Genomic DNA, 16,649 nt, shown 5'->3' with positions numbered 1-16,649 from the left:
CACGTCGGTCGACACATGAGTGTTCCCTTCCGAACGCGGACGCCGTCGGCGCGTGCGGCGATCGCGACCCGCCGAATGGGTACACATAACTGTCGAGCGAGCGTCGTCTCCCGCGTGCACGGGCCCCCGACAGTGCGAGCCGTGTTCGCCTGCCTGTTGCTCGTTGTCGGCGCCAGCGGTGCGGTCGCGGGGGCGCCGGTCGAGGGTTCCGCGGCCGCGGGCTCGCCGGTGTCGGGGGCCTCGGTCGACGCCGCGACCGCCGATCGGTCGGCGGCTCCCGCCGACGGGCTGTTCCAACAGGGGACGCCGGTCGACGAACGGAACAACTCCACCGTCAGACACGAGGACCCGGACGCGGCTGACGGGCAGGGCGACACCGAGCGCGTGCGGTCGTTCCTCGCGTCGTCGCTCGGCGAGCGCCTCGAGGGGAGCGTGATCAACCTGAGCCAGGGCGAGTACGACCGCGCTCGCGAGGTGCTCGGGGACGACTACGACGAGGACCTCGACAAGTTCGTCGACGTCGCCGGCGAGACAGAGGGCGGGTCGGGCGGCGACGCGTTCGAGTCCGCCGCCGAGCGCCAGCGCGAGTACGTGAACCGGACGCAGTCGTACCGCGAGACGAGATCGGAGTACGAGGAGGCGGTCGAGGCTGGCAACGAGACGCGGGCCCGGGAGCTCGCACGCGAGTTGGCTCGGACGGCCGACGCGGTGAACCGCACCGGGGAGAACCTCACCGCGTCGTACGACGCCATCGAGAACGCGACGGGAGCCGACATGAGTCGGGAGGAGCAAACCGTCCGTGAGATCTCGGCGAACATCTCCGCCGACGCCGCCGAGGTGACGGAGTCGACGCTCGTCTCGACGAGGCTGTCGCTGTCTGCCGACCGCGAGTCGACCTCGTTCCTCGACCCGCTGGAACTGGCCGGCCGACTGACGACCGAGAACGGGAGCGCGGTCTCGAACCGGTCGATCGCGCTGTCGGTCGGCGAGCGGACGGTCCAGGTTCGGACCGGGGAGAACGGCTCGTTCTCCACGACGTACCGGCCGACGACGGTCCCGCTCGACCGGGACCGACTCGCGGTCCGCTACGTTCCCGACGACGGGTCCGTGTTCCTCCCGAGCAACGCCACGGCGCCGATCGCGGTGCGACAGGTGACCGCGTCCGTCGACGTGGACGGTCCGGAGACGACCGCGTTCGGGGACGACGTGACGGTTCGCGGGCGTGTCGACGCCGAGGGCGTTCCAGTCTCCGGAGTTCCGGTCCGAGTCACGGTGGGCGATGCGGTGCTGGGGACCGTCCGGACGAACGACGACGGCGAGTACGCCCTCCGGACGACCCTTCCCGCGGGGGTGGACGCCGGGAACCGGACGCTGTCGGCGACGGTCGCGCTCGCCGACAGGGCGGTGACAAGCGACACCGTGTCCGACACCGTTCGGGTCGCCTCGACGAGCACGCGGCTTCGACTCAATGCTACGCCGTCGGGCGACGCGGCCGAGGTGTCCGGTCGGCTGACCACCGCCGAGGGCGACGTGGTCGCGGGGCGGACGATCGACGTCCTCCTCGACGGGACGGTCGTCGCCACCGCGGACACGAACGCCGCGGGCGAGTTCTCGGTCACGGTTTCGGTCCCCGATTCGGCCCCCCCGGGGGCGTCGGTGACCGTCCGCGCGACGTTCGACGGGGCGGGATCGAACCTGGACGGGACGAGCGCGACGGCGACAGTCACGCTGCCCGAGGACGACGGTGCCGACGGCGACGACGGCCCGGACGCCGCCGGGACCGGCGACGGCGCGTCGGGCGGGCTGCTGGGGGCGATCGTGGACGGCGAGGCTCCCGCCGTTATCGGAGCGGCGGTGGTGGCGATCGCCGCGGCGGCGGCCGCGTTCGTCGTGGTTCGCCGCCGTGACGGCGACTCCGGGGATTCGACCGGTGGGTCGCCGGAGGCGACTCCGACCGCCCCGGAGACCGCCACGGACTCCGCCGCGGCGTCTCTCGTCGAACGGGCCGGCCGGCACCTCGACGAGAACCCGTCCGCAGCCGTCGAGATCGCCTTCGGGGCGCTCCGTGCGTCCGTCGAGTCCAGGTTCGACCTCGACCCCTCGCTCACGCACCGCGAGTTCGCGGCGGCCTGTCGCGAGCGCGGCCTGTTCGACGGCCGGGTCGACGACCTCGACGCCCTGACCGACAGCTACGAGCGGGCCGCGTTCGGCCCCCGCGGCGTGTCCCGGTCGACGGCGGCGGACGCCGTCGAACACGCCCAAGCGCTGCGGCCCTAGACGAGGACGGACACGATCGTCGGGCGGGAACGAACGCGATCGCCGAATCCGCCCCGCCGTCGTCGACACCGATCGTATTTTGCATGACGAATGCCTCGACGGTCACATGCGCGCCGACCCGCGGTGGCGACAGATCCTCCCGGCGCCGGTCCGGCGTCTCCCCGCGGACCTCGCGGCGGTCGTCGTGGCCGTCGCGCTCACGGTCGTCGCGGTGTTCACCCCGGGGATCGACGAGACGCCGCTGCGCGTGATCGTCGGGCTCCCGTTCGTGCTGTTCGTTCCGGGGTACGCGCTCATCGCCGCGCTGTTCCCCGAAGTCGGATCCGGACCGACGAACGATCGCGACCCCGACGGACCCGTCGTCGGCGACGCGGACGCGGAAGCCGAAACGCCCGACGCGGCCACCGAGACGGCCGACGAGTCCGGGATCGACGGGATAGAACGGGTCGCGCTGTCGTTCGGGACGAGCATCGCCGTCGTTCCGCTCGTCGGGTTGGTGTTGAACTTCACGCCCTTCGGGATCCGGCTGGTGCCGATCGTCGCGAGCGTCGGCGGCGTCACCCTCGTCTTGACCGCCGTGGCGGCGCGACGGCGTCGGGCGCTCCCCGAGGACGAGCGGTTCCGCGTCCCCTACCGGCGGTGGGCCTCGGACGCGCACGCCGAGCTGTTCGAGCCCGACACCCGGACGGACGCGGCGTTGAACGTGCTGCTCGCGATCAGCGTGATCGTCGCCGTCTCGAGCGTCGGCTACGCGGTCGCGGTCCCGAAACAGGGCGAGTCGTTCTCCGAGTTCTACCTCCTCACCGAGGGCGAGGACGGCGAGCTCGTCGCCGACGACTACCCGACCGAGTTCACGCAGGGGGAGCCCCAGTCGCTGGTCGTCGGGGTCTCGAACCACGAACACCGGTCCGTCAACTACACCGTGGTGGCCGCGATCCAACGCGTAGAGGTGTCGAACAACTCCACGACGGTCGAGGCCTCCTCGCAGCTCCGGGAGTGGCGCGTCGAGTTGGCGGACAACGAGACCTGGCAGCTCGAACACACCGTCGCCCCGGAGATGACCGGGGACCGGTTACGATTGACGTATTTCCTGTACAGGGGCGATCCGCCCGAGACGCTTCGGGCCGACACCGCCTACCGGGAGCTCCACCTGTGGGTGAACGTCACGGCACCGACGTGACCCCCGGTACGCCGACATCGGCGTCGCCCGGCGGTTGAATCGAGGCGTGCTATCGGCCGAACGGCGTACTGCCATCGGCGTTTATATTCAGCGGATCCGAATATTCAAGATGAAAGAAGTTATTCGTCTGCTTATGGGTCGATATCCTCGTCCGGCACGGAGTTCGCGGGTGAAGTGTATCGCGTGTAACGCGCCGGCCGCACGAACGATCGACGACGTGATCGTCTGCGTCGAGTGCGGCGAAACGATCGTCGGGTAATCGTCGAGACCATCGCAGGATGTCTGAACAATCACTCGAACAACAGGGGGGAGTCGCCGGCGCCGCGACGGACGCGGTCGCCGAACCGGACAGAACGGACGAACGAACTGCCGAGGAGTTGATCGTCGGCGAGGACAGCGAGGTTCGGCCGACGCTCAGCGTGGTCATGCCGACGCTGAACGAGGAGGACGGGATCGGCGAGTGTATCGAGCGGATCCGAACCGCGGTCGAGGAGCTGCAGGAGCCGACCGAGATCCTGATCTCCGACAGCTCGACCGACCGGACGCCGGAGATCGCCGAGGAGATGGGCGCGATCGTCGTCGTCCCGGACGAGGCCGGCTACGGCTACGCCTACCAGTACGCGTTCGCCCGCTGTCGCGGCGACTACATCGCCATCGGCGACGCGGACACGACGTACGACTTCGAGGAGCTCCCGAAGCTGTACGACCTGGTCGAGACCGGCGAGGCCGACATGGCGATGGGGTCGCGCCTGGACGGGGAGATCATGCCGGGTGCCATGCCGTCGCTCCACCAGTACGTCGGGAACCCGTTGCTGACGCGGTTCCTGAACGCGTTCTACAAGGCCGGCGTCTCGGACGCCCACTCGGGGATGCGCGTGTTCTCCCGGGAGGCGTGGGACCGGATGGACTGTGAGACGGATGGAATGGAGTTCGCGAGCGAGATGATCATGGAGGCGGGCGCCCGCGATCTCGAGATCGCAGAAGAGCCCATCACCTACCACGAGCGCGAGGGCGAGGCGACCCTCGAGAGCTTCCGCGACGGGTGGCGACACGTCCGGTTCATGCTCGAGAACGCGCCCGGCTACCTGTTCTCCGCGCCGGGGCTGCTGTTGACCGTCGCCGGCGCGGCGCTGATGGCGCTCGCCGTGTCCGGGCTGGAACCCGGCGGCGGCTCGTTCGGGGTCCGGACCCTCATGGCGGGGAGCCTGTTCGTGATCACCGGCGTCCAGGTCGCGAGCTTCGGGATCTACGCGACGCTGGCGAGCGACCCGATCCGCCGCCCGAAGGACGCGATCACCGAGTTCGTGACCGGGCGGTTCACGCTGGAGACCGGCGTGTTCGCCGGGTTGGTCGTGTTCACCGTCGGCGCCGGACTCGCCGCGGGGATGGTATTGCAGTGGATCGCCACCGGGTATGAGGCGATCCCGTCCGTCGGCGCCAGCCTGTTGGCGTTCACCGCGATCGTCGTGGGGGTTCAAGCGGTGTTCGGGAGCTTCTTCATCGGCATCATCCAGAACGCCTGATCCCTCCGCCGACGGCTCACCCACGTCGGCTCCGGTGTGATACCCTCCAACTAACCAAGTACCGAGCGCGTGGACGCCCTCGCATGCCGGAGTTGGCCCTCCGAGAGTGTCCGTCCTGCGGTCACCAGTCGGTCGTTCGGACGGTCCCGTGGCAGGAGGATTTCTGCAAGACCTGCGGCGAGTCGGTTCGGCGGGCGAGCTAACCGCCGGCGTCGCGTTCGACCTGCCGCCGGCCCGTATTCCACCGTCCGGTGTCGTCGCGGCATCGCCGGAGCGCCGTACACAATTGTAACAACAAAAGCTAACAGAGTCAGTTGTGAAGAAGTGGCTATGGGATTCGAGAAATTCGACGAATCGGGCGCGGGACGAGGGCGACCGGCGGGGACGGAGCCGATGATCTCGCTGCGGAAGTCGGCGAGCATCGGCGTGAACCGGCCGGCCCTCGAGGAGTACTTCGGCGACAGCGAGGGGGCGGTGATGTACTACGACGAGGACGAGAACCGCGTGGGGATCGAACCCGTCGCCGACAAGGACGCCGACGAGGCCGCATACACCGTCTCGGTCACCGACTCCGGCGGCACGATCGCGCCGAAGGCGTTCCTCGAACGCTACGACCTGGTTCCCGAGGTGACCACGCAGTTCGACCCGTCGTGGGCGGACGACGACGAGCAGTCGCTGATCGTCCTCCCGCTCGACTCGCCGTCCGGCACGTACGGCTCCGCCGACGACGGCGACGACGCCGATGGTAACGACGCCGACGATTCCGACGATACCGATGCCGACGGCGACGACGGGGACGGATCGGATGCGGACGCCGACGAGGAGTGATCGCTCGGGGTCGATCCCGGTGACTCGGCTCCTCCGTGCGGAACCAGCCGTTTGAAGCCCCCCGCGGGCGCCCGTGCTAGCATGACCGTTCGCATCATCGGCGCGCCGACAGACTACGGCCAGGACCGCCGGGGCGTCGACATGGGTCCGTCAGCCATCCGATACGCAGGTCTCTCGGACGCGCTTTCGTCCGCCGGCGTCGACGCCGCGGACGCCGGCGACCTCACGGTTCCCCGAGCGGAGGAGCGAAACCCGGACGCCCGGACGCCGAGCACGGGCACCGCGAAGTTCCTCCAGGAGATCGAGGAGGTCACGACCGCGCTCGCCGACCGCGTCGCCGACAGCGTCGCCGCCGGCGAGACGCCGCTCGTCCTCGGCGGCGACCACTCGGTCGCGATCGGCTCCCTGTCGGGCAGCGCGCGCGACGCCGAGATCGGCGCAGTCTGGTTCGACGCCCACGGCGACTACAACACGCCGTCGACCTCCCCCTCGGGCAACGTCCACGGGATGCCGCTGGCGGCGGTACTGGGCCACGGCGACTGGGAGGGTGTCGAGTGGGCGAACGCCCCCGGGCTGTCCGAGGAGAACGTCGCGTACGTCGGCCTCCGCGCGCTCGACGACAGCGAGCGCGAGGCGATCCGCGACTCGGAGATGACCGCCTACACGATGTCGGACATCGACGAGCGCGGGATCACCGACGTGGTCGGGGCCGCCCTCACGGTCGCCGGCGACGGCGTCGACGGCGTCCACGTCAGCCTCGACATGGACTGGCTTGACCCGACCATCGCGCCGGGCGTCGGCACCCCCGTCCGCGGCGGCGTCACCTACCGCGAGGCACACCACGCGATGGAGCTCGTCGCCGAGACCGACGGCGTCCGCTCGATGGAGGTCGTCGAGGTGAACCCCGTCCTCGACGAGTCGAACGAGACGGCCGAACTCGCGACCGAACTCGTCGCCAGCGCGTTCGGCAAGCGGATCCTCTGAGAGAAGCTCCTTCGGCGGTGAGGTAGCCCAACGTCCGTGGAGAAAAACGCGACCGCGCCGGCTACTCGGCGTCGTCGGCCGACCCCTCGGCCGCCGACTCCTCCGCGCTTCGCTCTGCCGAGACCCGCTCGGCCGGAAGTACGTCGATGGCGGCGACCGCGTCGCCCTCGTCCAGGTCCATCACGGTGACGCCCATCGTGTTGCGGCCGATCGTCGAGATGTCCTCGACGCGGGTGCGCATGATCTGCCCGTCGGCGCTCATCGCGAACAGGTGGTCGCCGAAGGTGACCGCCTCGACGGCGCACACCCGCCCGTTGCGCTCGTTCGTCTTGATGTCGATGAGCCCCTTCCCGTTGCGGCTCTGGGTTCGGTACTCGTCGAGGTCGGTGCGCTTGCCGTAGCCGTTCTCGGTCACGGTGAGCACCCAGTCGTGTTCGTCCTCGTCGATGGCGGCGACGCCGGCGACGCGGTCGTCGCCGGTGAGCTTGATCCCGCGGACGCCGCGGGCGGTGCGGCCCATCGCGCGCACCTCGCTCTCGTCGAACCGGATCGCCATCCCGTCGCGGGTGCCGATCACGAGGTTCCGCCCGCCGTCGGTCACCTCCACGTCGACGAGCGCGTCGCCGTCCTCCAGCGTGATCGCGCGGATGCCCGTCGAGAAGATGTTGTCGAACTCGTCGCCGGCGGTCCGCTTCACGTAGCCGCCCTCGGTGACCATCGTGAGGTACTCCTCGCCCGTGAGGTCGGCGCAGTTGACGACGGCCGTCAACTCCTCGTCGCCGTCCAGGTCGAGCACGTTCACCGCCGACTTCCCGCGGGCGGTGCGGCCCATCTCGGGGACCTGGTAGGTCTTCAGCTGGTAGACGCGGCCCTTGTCGGTGAAACACAGCAGGTAGTCGTGCGTCGACGCGAGGAACACCGAGGAGACCCGGTCGCCCTCCTTCAGGTCGGCGCCGATGATCCCCTTGCCGCCGCGATTTTGCGCGCGGAAGTCGGCCGCGGGCATCCGCTTGATGTAGTCGTCCTCCGAGAGCACGACAACCGACTCCTCCTCCGGGATGAGGTCCTCGTGGGTGACGGTGCCGGTGTCCTCGACGAACCCGGTCCGGCGGTCGTCGTCGTACTTCTCTTTGATCTCGCGAAGCTCCGTCTTGATCACGTCGAGCAGCTCCTGCTCGGAGTCGAGGATCTCGTTCAGGCGCTCGATGCGCGCCTGCACGTCCTCGTACTCCTCCTCGATCTCGGCGGCCTCCATCGAGGTCAGCGAGCCGAGCTGCATCCGGACGATGTGTTCGGCCTGCTCCTCGCTGAACTCGAAGGTGTTCCGCAGCGCGGTCCTCGCGGCGTCGCGGTCCTCGCTCTCGCGGATCGTCTCGACCACGTCCTCGACGTTCTCCAGCGCCTTCAGCCGTCCTTCGAGGATGTGTGCGCGGTCCTCCGCCTCGTCGAGGTCGAACTGCGAGCGCCGGGTGACGACCTCCTTGCGGTGGTCGATGTAGTGCTCCAGCGTCTCCTTCAGGGTGAGCACCTTCGGCTGGCCGTCGACCAGCGCGAGGTTGATCACGCCGAACGTGGACTCCAGATGGTGCTCCAGCAGCTGGTTTTTCACCACCTCGACGTTCGCGCCGCGCTTCAGTTCGATGACGACGCGCACGCCCTCGCGGTCGGACTCGTCGCGCAGGTCGGCGATGCCCTCGATGATCCCCTCGTTCACGTCCTCGGCGATCCGCTCGACGATGCGCGCCTTGTTCTCCTGGTAGGGAAGCTCGGTGACGACGATGCGCTCGCGGTCGTTGTCGTACTCCTCGATTTCCATCTCCGCACGGACGCGAACGCGGCCGCGACCCGTGGTGTACGCCTCGCGCACGGAGTTGCGGCCGACGATGTTCGCGCCCGTCGGGAAGTCCGGCCCCTTCACGTGCTCCATCAGGTCCGCGACCGTCGCGTCGGGGTCGTCGATCAGCTCGATCGTCGCGTCGATCACCTCCCCGAGGTTGTGCGGCGGCACCTTCGTCGACATCCCGACCGCGATGCCGGTCGAGCCGTTGACCAGCAGATTGGGGTACGCCGCCGGGAGCACGTCCGGCTCGGTCAGGCGGTCGTCGTAGTTCGCGGAGAAGTCGACGGTGTCCTTCTCGATGTCCGCGAGCAGCTCCTCGGCGATGTCGGCCATGCGGGCCTCCGTGTACCGCGGCGCCGCGGCGGGGTCGCCGTCCATCGACCCGAAGTTCCCCTGGCCGTCGACCAGCGGGTAGCGCATCGAGAACTCCTGGGCCATGTTGACGAGCGTGTCGTAGATGGCCTGGTCGCCGTGGGGGTGGTAATCACCCATCGTCTCGCCGACCACGGACGAGGACTTCCGGTGGCTGGTGTTGGAGGTGACGCCCATCTCGTGCATCGCATAGAGGATGCGCCGGTGGACCGGCTTGAGGCCGTCCCGCACGTCGGGCAGCGCGCGACCCGCGATGACCGACATCGCGTAGTCGATGTACGACTGCTCCATCTCCTCTTCGATGCGGACGCGGTCGACCTGGGCCGCGCGGACGTCCTCGGGGTCGACTGGCGGCTCGGAACTCATCGACACTCCTCCGTCGTCGTGTTCGTGTGGTCGGATCGCGTCGCTCCCGTCGATCGCGTCGTCGTGTGCTCGTGTCGCGTCATTTCCGTCACCTGCATCAGATGTCCACCCACTCCGCCTCGGGCGCGTGCTCCTTGATGAACTGCTTGCGCGGCTCGACCGAGTCGCCCATCAGGACGTTGAACATGCGGTCCGCGGCCGCGGCGTCGTCGATCGTGATCTGTTTGAGCACCCGGTTCTCCGGGTTCATGGTCGTCTCCCACAGCTGTTCGGGATTCATCTCGCCGAGCCCCTTGAACCGCTGAACCTGGTCGGGGTTCCCGTCGCACTTCTCCTCGACGATGGTCTCGCGCTCGGCCTCGGTCATCGCGTCGTAGGTCGTTCCCCGATAGCGGATGCGGTACAGCGGCGGTTGGGCGGCGTACACGTAGCCGGCCTCGATCAGCGGGCGCATGTGCCGGTAGAACAGCGTGAGCAGGAGCGTCCGGATGTGCGCGCCGTCGACGTCGGCGTCGGTCATCATGATGATCTTGTGATAGCGCGCCTCCTCGATGTCGAACTCGTCGCCGACCCCGGTGCCGACGGCGGTGATCATGTTCCGGATCTCGTCGTTCTGGAGCACCCGGTCGAGGCGGTGCTTCTCGACGTTGAGGATCTTCCCGCCCAGCGGCAGGATCGCCTGGAACTCGGGGTTGCGTCCCAGCTTCGCCGACCCGCCCGCGGAGTCGCCCTCCACGATGAACAGCTCCGAGTCCTCGGGATCGCGGGACTGGCAGTCCGAGAGCTTCCCGGGCAGCGCCGTCGACTCCAGCGCCGACTTCCGCCGGGTGAGCTCCTCGGCCTGCTTGGCCGCTTTGCGGGCGCGCGCGGCCTCGGCGGCCTTGCTCACGATCGTCTCGGCGGTGTCGGGGTTCTCCTCGAAGAACGTCCCGAGGTGCTCGTGGACCGCCGACTCGACGATCCCGCGGACCTCAGAGTTCCCGAGCTTCGTCTTCGTCTGTCCCTCGAACTGCGGGTCGGGGTGTTTCACCGAGATAACGGCCGTCAGCCCCTCGCGGACGTCCTCGCCCTTGAGGTTGCCGTCGAGGTCGCCGATGAGCCCGTTGTCGTTGGCGTAGTCGTTGACGACGCGCGTCAGCGCGGTCTTGAACCCGGTGAGGTGGGTCCCGCCCTCGCGCGTGTTGATGTTGTTGGCGAACGCGTGGACCGACCCTTGGAGCTCGTCGGTCGCCTGCATCGCGACCTCCACCTGCACGACGCCGTCCTCGGCCTCCTCGTCGGCGTCGAAGTACACCACGTCGCGGTGCAGCGGCGTGCGCGTCTCGTTGAGGTACTCGACGAACTCGCGGATGCCGCCTTCGTAGTGGAACGTCTCGTCGGTGCCGTCGCGCTCGTCGGCCAGCGTGATCGTGACGCCCTCGTTCAGGAACGCCAGCTCGCGCAGGCGGTTCGCGAGCGTGTCGAACGAGAAGTCGGTCGTCTCGAAGATGTCCGTGTCGGGCCAAAACCGGATGGTCGTGCCCGTGTCCTCGTCGGACTCCATGTCGCGGACGCGCTCGAAGGCGCCCTCCTCGGGCTCGCCGTGGTCGAAGCGGTGGCGCCAGACGGCGCCGTCGCGCTTCACCTCCACTTCGAGCCGCTTCGACAGCGCGTTGACGACGGAGACGCCGACGCCGTGGAGCCCGCCCGACACCTGGTAGGACTTGTTGTCGAACTTCCCGCCGGCGTGGAGGACCGTCATGATGACCTCCAGGGCGGGACGGTCGTACTTCTCGTGGCTGTCGACGGGGATGCCGCGCCCGTCGTCGGAGACGGAGACCGAGCCGTCGTCGTGGACGGTCACCTCGATCTCGTCGCAGTAGCCCGCGAGCGCCTCGTCGATGGAGTTGTCGACGACCTCGTAGACCAGATGATGGAGGCCGCGAGAGTCCGTAGAACCGATGTACATCGCCGGGCGCTTGCGGACGGCCTGGAGGCCCTCCAGCACCTGAATCTGCCCGGCACCGTACTCACTATCCCCTGAATCTGACATAGGAACCTTACCAGCCCCTAACGGAGCCCCGGTTATAAGTCCTCCCACGCGCGCGCGTGTGCGCCCCGTGATACCGTCCGGTGGTCACGGCCATCCCGTCCCCTTAGCGCGCTCCTCCTCGCGCTGTGTGCGGCTCGGAGGGCCTGAACGCGCGGTCAGCCGTCGCGATCGTCTCGAACGGCCCGGTCACCGCGAGCGTCGGCGCACTTCCCTGACACCGCGTCGACGCCCCGTTCGACACCGCGTCGGCGACGGCGGCCGGCGCGGATCGTCACGACGCTCATCCGCGTTCACTTTCACCGCGGTGAGGACACGGTTATAACCCCACGTCGGATAGGGGTTGCCACGAGAATGACGTCGTTCCAGTCGCAACTCGGCGAGGACCAGGGGATCGCCGACGAGCTGGCCGAGGGCCAGCGGGAGATCTCCATCGCCGAGTTCTTCGAGAAGAACAAGCACATGCTCGGGTTCGACTCGGGCGCCCGCGGGCTGGTCACCGCCGTCAAGGAGGCCGTCGACAACGCGCTCGACGCCTGCGAGGAGGCGGGGATTCGTCCCGACATCTACGTCGAGATCAGGGAAGTAGGAGACTACTACCGGCTGATCGTCGAGGACAACGGCCCCGGGATCACCAAGGAACAGCTCCCGAAGGTGTTCGGGAAGCTCCTGTACGGGAGCCGCTTTCACGCCCGCGAGCAGTCGCGCGGCCAGCAGGGGATCGGCATCTCCGCGGCCGTCCTCTACTCCCAGCTCACCTCCGGCAAGCCCGCGAAGATCACCTCCCGTCCGAAGGGACAGGCCGACGCGCAGTACTTCGAGCTGATCATCGACACGGACACCAACGAGCCGGAGATCAAAGCCGAGCGCACCACCTCCTGGGACCGCTCGCACGGCACGCGCATCGAGATAGAGATGGAGGCGAACATGCGCGCGCGCCAGCAGCTCCACGACTACATCAAACACACCGCCGTCGTGAACCCCCACGCGCGCCTCGAACTGCGCGAACCGGGGCTCGACGAGCCGATGAAGTCCGAGCGCGGCACCGACCAGCTTCCCGACGAGACGAAGGAGATCCGCCCGCACCCGCACGGGGTCGAACTCGGGACGCTGATCAAGATGCTGGAGGCGACCGAGAGCTACTCCGTCTCGGGGTTCCTCCAGGAGGAGTTCACCCGCGTCGGCAAGAAGACCGCCGACAAGGTGATCGACAACTTCCGCGACCGGCACTTCGGCCGGGAACTCGGCTGGAGCGCCGACGAGGCCGCCGTCGCCGACGCCGTCGCCGAGGCGGTGTCGAACAAGGGCGCCGAGGCGACCGACTTCTTCGCGGGCGAGGTCGCGAGCACGCTCGCCGAGCGCGAGCGCACGAGCCATCACGAGCTCGTCGGGATCGTCGACAACGTCGCCGAGGCCGCCGAGGACGAGTACGGCACGCGCTTCGGCGGGACCGTCCGCGACAACGCCGTCGAGGCCGCGTGGGCGGCGATGACCGCCTACGACGAGGAGACCGACGAGGACGAGCTCACCGGCGACCTGTACGGCCTCGTCGACGACGCCACCTCGACCCGGAAGGACGACGCGGTCGTCGCCGGCATGGCCGAGCGGCTCGCCCGTCGGTTCGCCGCCGGCGACGAGCGGACGCGAACGACCCACGCGCAACTGCGGACGCTCGTCGACGAGGCGGCCGACGACACCGAGGAGTTCGACGACGCGACGTTCGGCGACACCGCCCGCGAGAACGTCGTCGAGGCGCTGTGGTCGCGGATGGTCACCGTGCCCGACGAGGTGCCGAAGGTGCGCGAGGCGGCCGCCGACCGCGACACCGCCAGCGAGCTGCTGGAGGCGATGCGCGAGACGGACATCCTCGCGCCGCCGACGGACTGTCTCGCGCCCATCACCTCGGAACTCGTCGAGGCCGGCCTGCGCAAGGAGTTCGACGCGGACTTCTACGCCGCCGCGACGCGCGACGCCGAGGTCCACGGCGGCGACCCGTTCATCGTCGAGGCCGGCATCGCCTACGGCGGCGAGCTGGAGGAGGGCGGCCAGGTCGACCTGCTCCGGTTCGCCAACCGCGTCCCGCTCGTCTACCAGCGGGGCGCCTGTGCGACGACCGACGTGGTGAAGGGGATCGGCTGGCGCAACTACGGGCTGGACCAGCCCGGCGGCTCCGGCATGCCGAACGGCCCCGCGGTGATCATGATCCACGTCGCCTCGACGAACGTGCCGTTCACGAGCGAGTCGAAGGACGCGCTCGCGAACATCCCGGCCATCGAGGACGAGATCGAGCTCGCGGTCCGGGAGGCCGCCCGCGAACTGAAGAGCTACCTGAACAAGCGCCGCTCGATGCAGAAGCGCCGCGAGAAACAGGACGTCCTCGGCCGGATCCTCCCGGAGATGGCCGAGAAGGTCGCGGAGGTGACCGGGCGCGATCACCCGAACATCGAGGGCGCGATGGCGCGCATCATGAACAACGTCGGCGTCGATCGCGAGCGCGACGGCGACACCGTGCGCCTGATCGTCGAGAACCACTCCGACCGAACGGAAGAGCCCGACGTGACCGACATCGTCTCCGCGGAACCGACGGACGTGCCGGATGAGGCCACCGTGGTCGACCTCGACGGCGAGTGGTTCGTGAAGTGGAACCCGAGCGTCCCCGGCGGGGAGGAGGCGACCCTGGAGTACACCGTCGCCGGCGACGCCGAGTTCGACGTGAACGTCGACGGCATCGAGACCGAGAAGCTGACCGTGAACGCCTGATATGAGCGCAGACACACCCGAATCCGACACCAAGCTGAACGAGGCCGAGGCCCGCGAGCAGCTGATCGATCTGGCGGCCGACATCTACGATCAGTTCGAGCGCGGCGACATCCCGCAGATGAGCCTGCCGACGCGGACGAAGAGCAACATCGTCTTCGACGACGAAAGCGGCGTGTGGGTGTACGGCGACCGTACGTCCACCCGCTCGGCCAACTCCGTGCGCGGCGCGCGAAAGCTCCTGAAGGCGGCCTACACCGTCGAGTTCCTCGCCCAGCAGCTCGACGAGGACCGCTCGTCCACCCTGCGTGAGCTGTACTACCTCTCGGAGTCGTGGGACTCCGAGGACGCGGGGTTCAACGACCAGGACGAGTCGAACCAACTGGTCGAGGACCTGGAGATCGTCTCTGGCGTCACCCGCGAGGACTTCCACATGCGCCCGGAGGAGTCCGGGGCGACCCTGATGGGTCCGCTGGAGCTTCGCGAGCAGACCCGCCGCGGCGAGCGCGACATCCACTGCCAGGAGGACGTTGGGGAGGGCGGCTACCAGATCCCCAACAACCCCGACACGATCGAGTTCCTCGACCACGACATCGACTTCGTGCTGGCGGTGGAGACCGGCGGCATGCGCGACCGGCTCATCGAGAACGGGTTCGACACCGACTACAACTGCCTCGTCGTCCACCTGAAGGGCCAGCCGGCGCGCGCGACCCGGCGGATCACCAAGCGCCTGCACGACGAACTCGACCTCCCGGTCGTGGTCTTCACTGACGGCGACCCGTGGTCGTACCGGATCTTCGGGTCGGTCGCCTACGGCTCGATCAAGTCCGCGCACCTCTCGGAGTACCTCGCGACGCCGGAGGCCGAGTACGTCGGCATCCGCCCGCAGGACATCGTCGACTACGACCTGCCGACGGACCCGCTGGCGGACTCGGACGTGAACGCCCTCGAATCGGAGCTGGAGGACCCGCGCTTCCAGACCGACTTCTGGGAGGAACAGATCGAGCTACAACTCGACATCGGAAAGAAGGCCGAACAGCAGGCGCTGGCGGCCCAGGGCCTCGACTTCGTGACCGACACGTACCTCCCCGATCGCCTCGGGGAGATGGGCGTCCTGTGAACTACCCTAGCCTACTCGCTCACGGCTGACGCCGTTTGCTCCTTGAGGGTAGGGCTTCCTGCTTCCACGACGCGCTTTGCAGATACAGGTGTATCCACAGGGAGCGCAGTCTCCACAGGCGTTGATTCGGAGTGTCCCACTCCTACGTCTTCGAGGCCGCGAGAACGAATGTTCCACGCCGCGTTCGCGTCCCTGTCCGCCTCAAACCCGCAGGCGGGACAGGAGTGTTCACGGACCCACAACGGCTTGTCGGTCGAAACGCCGCACGACGCGCACTCCTTGGTCGTCCCTCTCGGGTTGACCGCCACGAAGTGCGTCCCTTCGCGCTCGCACTTGTATTCGAGCAACGAGAGGAACGTCCGCCACGCGGCAGACGTCGTGTTGGGGCTGTTCGACGGCGACTCCACCATCCCCTTCACGTTCAGGTCTTCGACCGCCACGAAGTCGTACTCCCGAGCGTAGTAGTTCGAGAGTTTATGCAGAAAGTCGCGGCGCTTCCGTCGGAGGTCGGCGTGAAACTCCGCGACTTGACGCCGTTGCTTCTCGTAGGTCGCAGAACCGTGTTGCTTCCGCGAGAGCTTCCGTTGCTCTCGCTCCAACCGTTCGCGCTCGTCGGAGAGGTCGAGCGACCCGACCGCCGTGCCGTCGGTGTCGTGTGCGTACTTGAGAATCCCTACGTCGATACCAACGCACTTCTCGGGGTTCTCAGGCGGTTCGGGCGGTTCACGGTCCATTTGGACGCCGAAGGTGGCGAACCACTCGCCCGTCGGTTCCTTTTTGACCGTGACCTGTTTGAGCTTCGCGTCGTCGGGGATAGCGCGGTGAAGCCGAATCGGTATGTCCGCGAGTTTCGAGAGTGACAGCACAGTCTGACCGCCCTTCTTGTCGAGCTTGAAGCCAGACTGACTGTACGTGAAACTGCGGAACTCGCGTGGCGGCTTCCACTTGAGTTGACCGACGCCGTAGCCGTTCTTCTTGAGCGCCGAGAGTCCTTTGAGGTTGTCGAACAGGCGTTCCACGACGGTTTGGAGAACCTTCGAGTACACGTCGGAGAGGCCGTCCCACCACTTCTTGAGGTCGGGTAGCTCCGACCGAAGCGCGGTCATGGACGGCAGTTCGCCGTGTTCGTCTTGGTACTCGTTGAGGCGATAGAGCGTGTGGTTGTAGAGTTGCCTACAAATGTCTCGGTGGCGGTCCAACTCCTCACGGTGGGCGTCGGACGGCTTGAGACGGTACTTGTAGGCGTAGTACATCTGTTACTCTCGTTCCTCGATTAACTCGTCCAACTGCTCACGGACGAACGACGAGAGGTTGAGGTGTTGGTCCTCAATCCACTCGTCTTGGTCCTCCCGGATGGTGATTGTCTTCCGTTT

At 68.0% G+C, this 16,649-nt stretch carries 10 protein-coding genes; 7 read left to right on the top strand and 3 right to left on the bottom strand.

Annotated elements, in window-relative coordinates; translation table 11 throughout:
• The first annotated feature begins 132 nt into the window (after positions 1–132).
• The 5 genes from K6T50_RS04710 (at position 133) to rocF (ending at position 6,792) form a co-directional block, all read left to right on the top strand.
• Complete coding sequence (locus K6T50_RS04710) at positions 133–2,277, top strand: DUF4129 domain-containing protein (RefSeq protein WP_222608246.1); 2,145 nt, start codon at positions 133–135, stop codon at positions 2,275–2,277.
• A gap of 106 nt (positions 2,278–2,383) precedes the next feature.
• Entirely contained in the window at positions 2,384–3,457 is a 1,074-nt protein-coding gene (locus tag K6T50_RS04705; RefSeq protein WP_222608245.1) for a DUF1616 domain-containing protein, read from the top strand.
• 278 nt (positions 3,458–3,735) lie between these two features.
• Positions 3,736–4,980 carry a glycosyltransferase family 2 protein gene (locus tag K6T50_RS04700; RefSeq protein WP_222608244.1) on the top strand — a complete coding sequence of 415 codons (1,245 nt, stop codon included), beginning with the start codon at positions 3,736–3,738 and terminating at the stop codon, positions 4,978–4,980.
• A gap of 330 nt (positions 4,981–5,310) precedes the next feature.
• A complete protein-coding gene (locus tag K6T50_RS04695) occupies positions 5,311–5,808 on the top strand; it encodes a hypothetical protein (RefSeq protein WP_222608243.1) in 498 nt (165 codons plus the stop codon).
• A gap of 81 nt (positions 5,809–5,889) precedes the next feature.
• Complete coding sequence (gene rocF, locus K6T50_RS04690; protein WP_222608242.1) at positions 5,890–6,792, top strand: arginase; 903 nt, start codon at positions 5,890–5,892, stop codon at positions 6,790–6,792.
• Positions 6,793–6,853: 61 nt separating this feature from the next.
• Here rocF and gyrA read toward each other — a convergent pair whose 3' ends face one another.
• Both gyrA and gyrB read right to left on the bottom strand, forming a co-directional pair.
• On the bottom strand, positions 6,854–9,370 hold the full coding sequence (gene gyrA, locus K6T50_RS04685) for a DNA gyrase subunit A (protein WP_222608241.1): 2,517 nt from the start codon (positions 9,368–9,370) through the stop codon (positions 6,854–6,856).
• Between the two features lie 97 nt (positions 9,371–9,467).
• Complete coding sequence (gene gyrB, locus K6T50_RS04680) at positions 9,468–11,402, bottom strand: DNA topoisomerase (ATP-hydrolyzing) subunit B (RefSeq protein WP_222608240.1); 1,935 nt, start codon at positions 11,400–11,402, stop codon at positions 9,468–9,470.
• A 351-nt stretch (positions 11,403–11,753) separates the two neighbouring features.
• Between gyrB and K6T50_RS04675 the strand changes: the two genes are divergently transcribed.
• Together K6T50_RS04675 and K6T50_RS04670 are read left to right on the top strand one after the other, a co-directional pair.
• A complete protein-coding gene (locus K6T50_RS04675; RefSeq protein WP_222608239.1) occupies positions 11,754–14,159 on the top strand; it encodes a DNA topoisomerase VI subunit B in 2,406 nt (801 codons plus the stop codon).
• A gap of 1 nt (position 14,160) precedes the next feature.
• Positions 14,161–15,276, top strand: a complete 1,116-nt coding sequence (locus K6T50_RS04670; RefSeq protein WP_222608238.1) for a DNA topoisomerase IV subunit A — start codon at positions 14,161–14,163, stop codon at positions 15,274–15,276.
• A gap of 11 nt (positions 15,277–15,287) precedes the next feature.
• Here K6T50_RS04670 and K6T50_RS04665 read toward each other — a convergent pair whose 3' ends face one another.
• A complete protein-coding gene (locus tag K6T50_RS04665) occupies positions 15,288–16,529 on the bottom strand; it encodes an RNA-guided endonuclease InsQ/TnpB family protein (RefSeq protein ID WP_222608237.1) in 1,242 nt (413 codons plus the stop codon).
• Between the last annotated feature and the right edge of the window lie 120 nt (positions 16,530–16,649).

It is taken from the genome of Halobaculum magnesiiphilum (assembly GCF_019823105.1).
Lineage (GTDB): Archaea > Halobacteriota > Halobacteria > Halobacteriales > Haloferacaceae > Halobaculum > Halobaculum magnesiiphilum.
The sequence above is the reverse complement of the archived record's forward strand: the minus strand, read 5'-3'. Positions and strand labels throughout refer to the sequence as shown.

Excerpts from the sequence above, each read along its gene's own strand:
- K6T50_RS04705 (WP_222608245.1), top strand. The coding sequence starts at position 2,384 with ATGCGCGCCGACCCGCGGTGGCGACAGATCCTCCCGGCGCCGGTCCGG.
- K6T50_RS04700 (WP_222608244.1), top strand. The coding sequence starts at position 3,736 with ATGTCTGAACAATCACTCGAACAACAGGGGGGAGTCGCCGGCGCCGCG.
- K6T50_RS04695 (WP_222608243.1), top strand. The coding sequence starts at position 5,311 with ATGGGATTCGAGAAATTCGACGAATCGGGCGCGGGACGAGGGCGACCG.
- rocF (WP_222608242.1), top strand. The coding sequence starts at position 5,890 with ATGACCGTTCGCATCATCGGCGCGCCGACAGACTACGGCCAGGACCGC.
- gyrA (WP_222608241.1), bottom strand. The coding sequence starts at position 9,370 with ATGAGTTCCGAGCCGCCAGTCGACCCCGAGGACGTCCGCGCGGCCCAG.
- gyrB (WP_222608240.1), bottom strand. The coding sequence starts at position 11,402 with ATGTCAGATTCAGGGGATAGTGAGTACGGTGCCGGGCAGATTCAGGTG.
- K6T50_RS04675 (WP_222608239.1), top strand. The coding sequence starts at position 11,754 with ATGACGTCGTTCCAGTCGCAACTCGGCGAGGACCAGGGGATCGCCGAC.
- K6T50_RS04670 (WP_222608238.1), top strand. The coding sequence starts at position 14,161 with ATGAGCGCAGACACACCCGAATCCGACACCAAGCTGAACGAGGCCGAG.
- K6T50_RS04665 (WP_222608237.1), bottom strand. The coding sequence starts at position 16,529 with ATGTACTACGCCTACAAGTACCGTCTCAAGCCGTCCGACGCCCACCGT.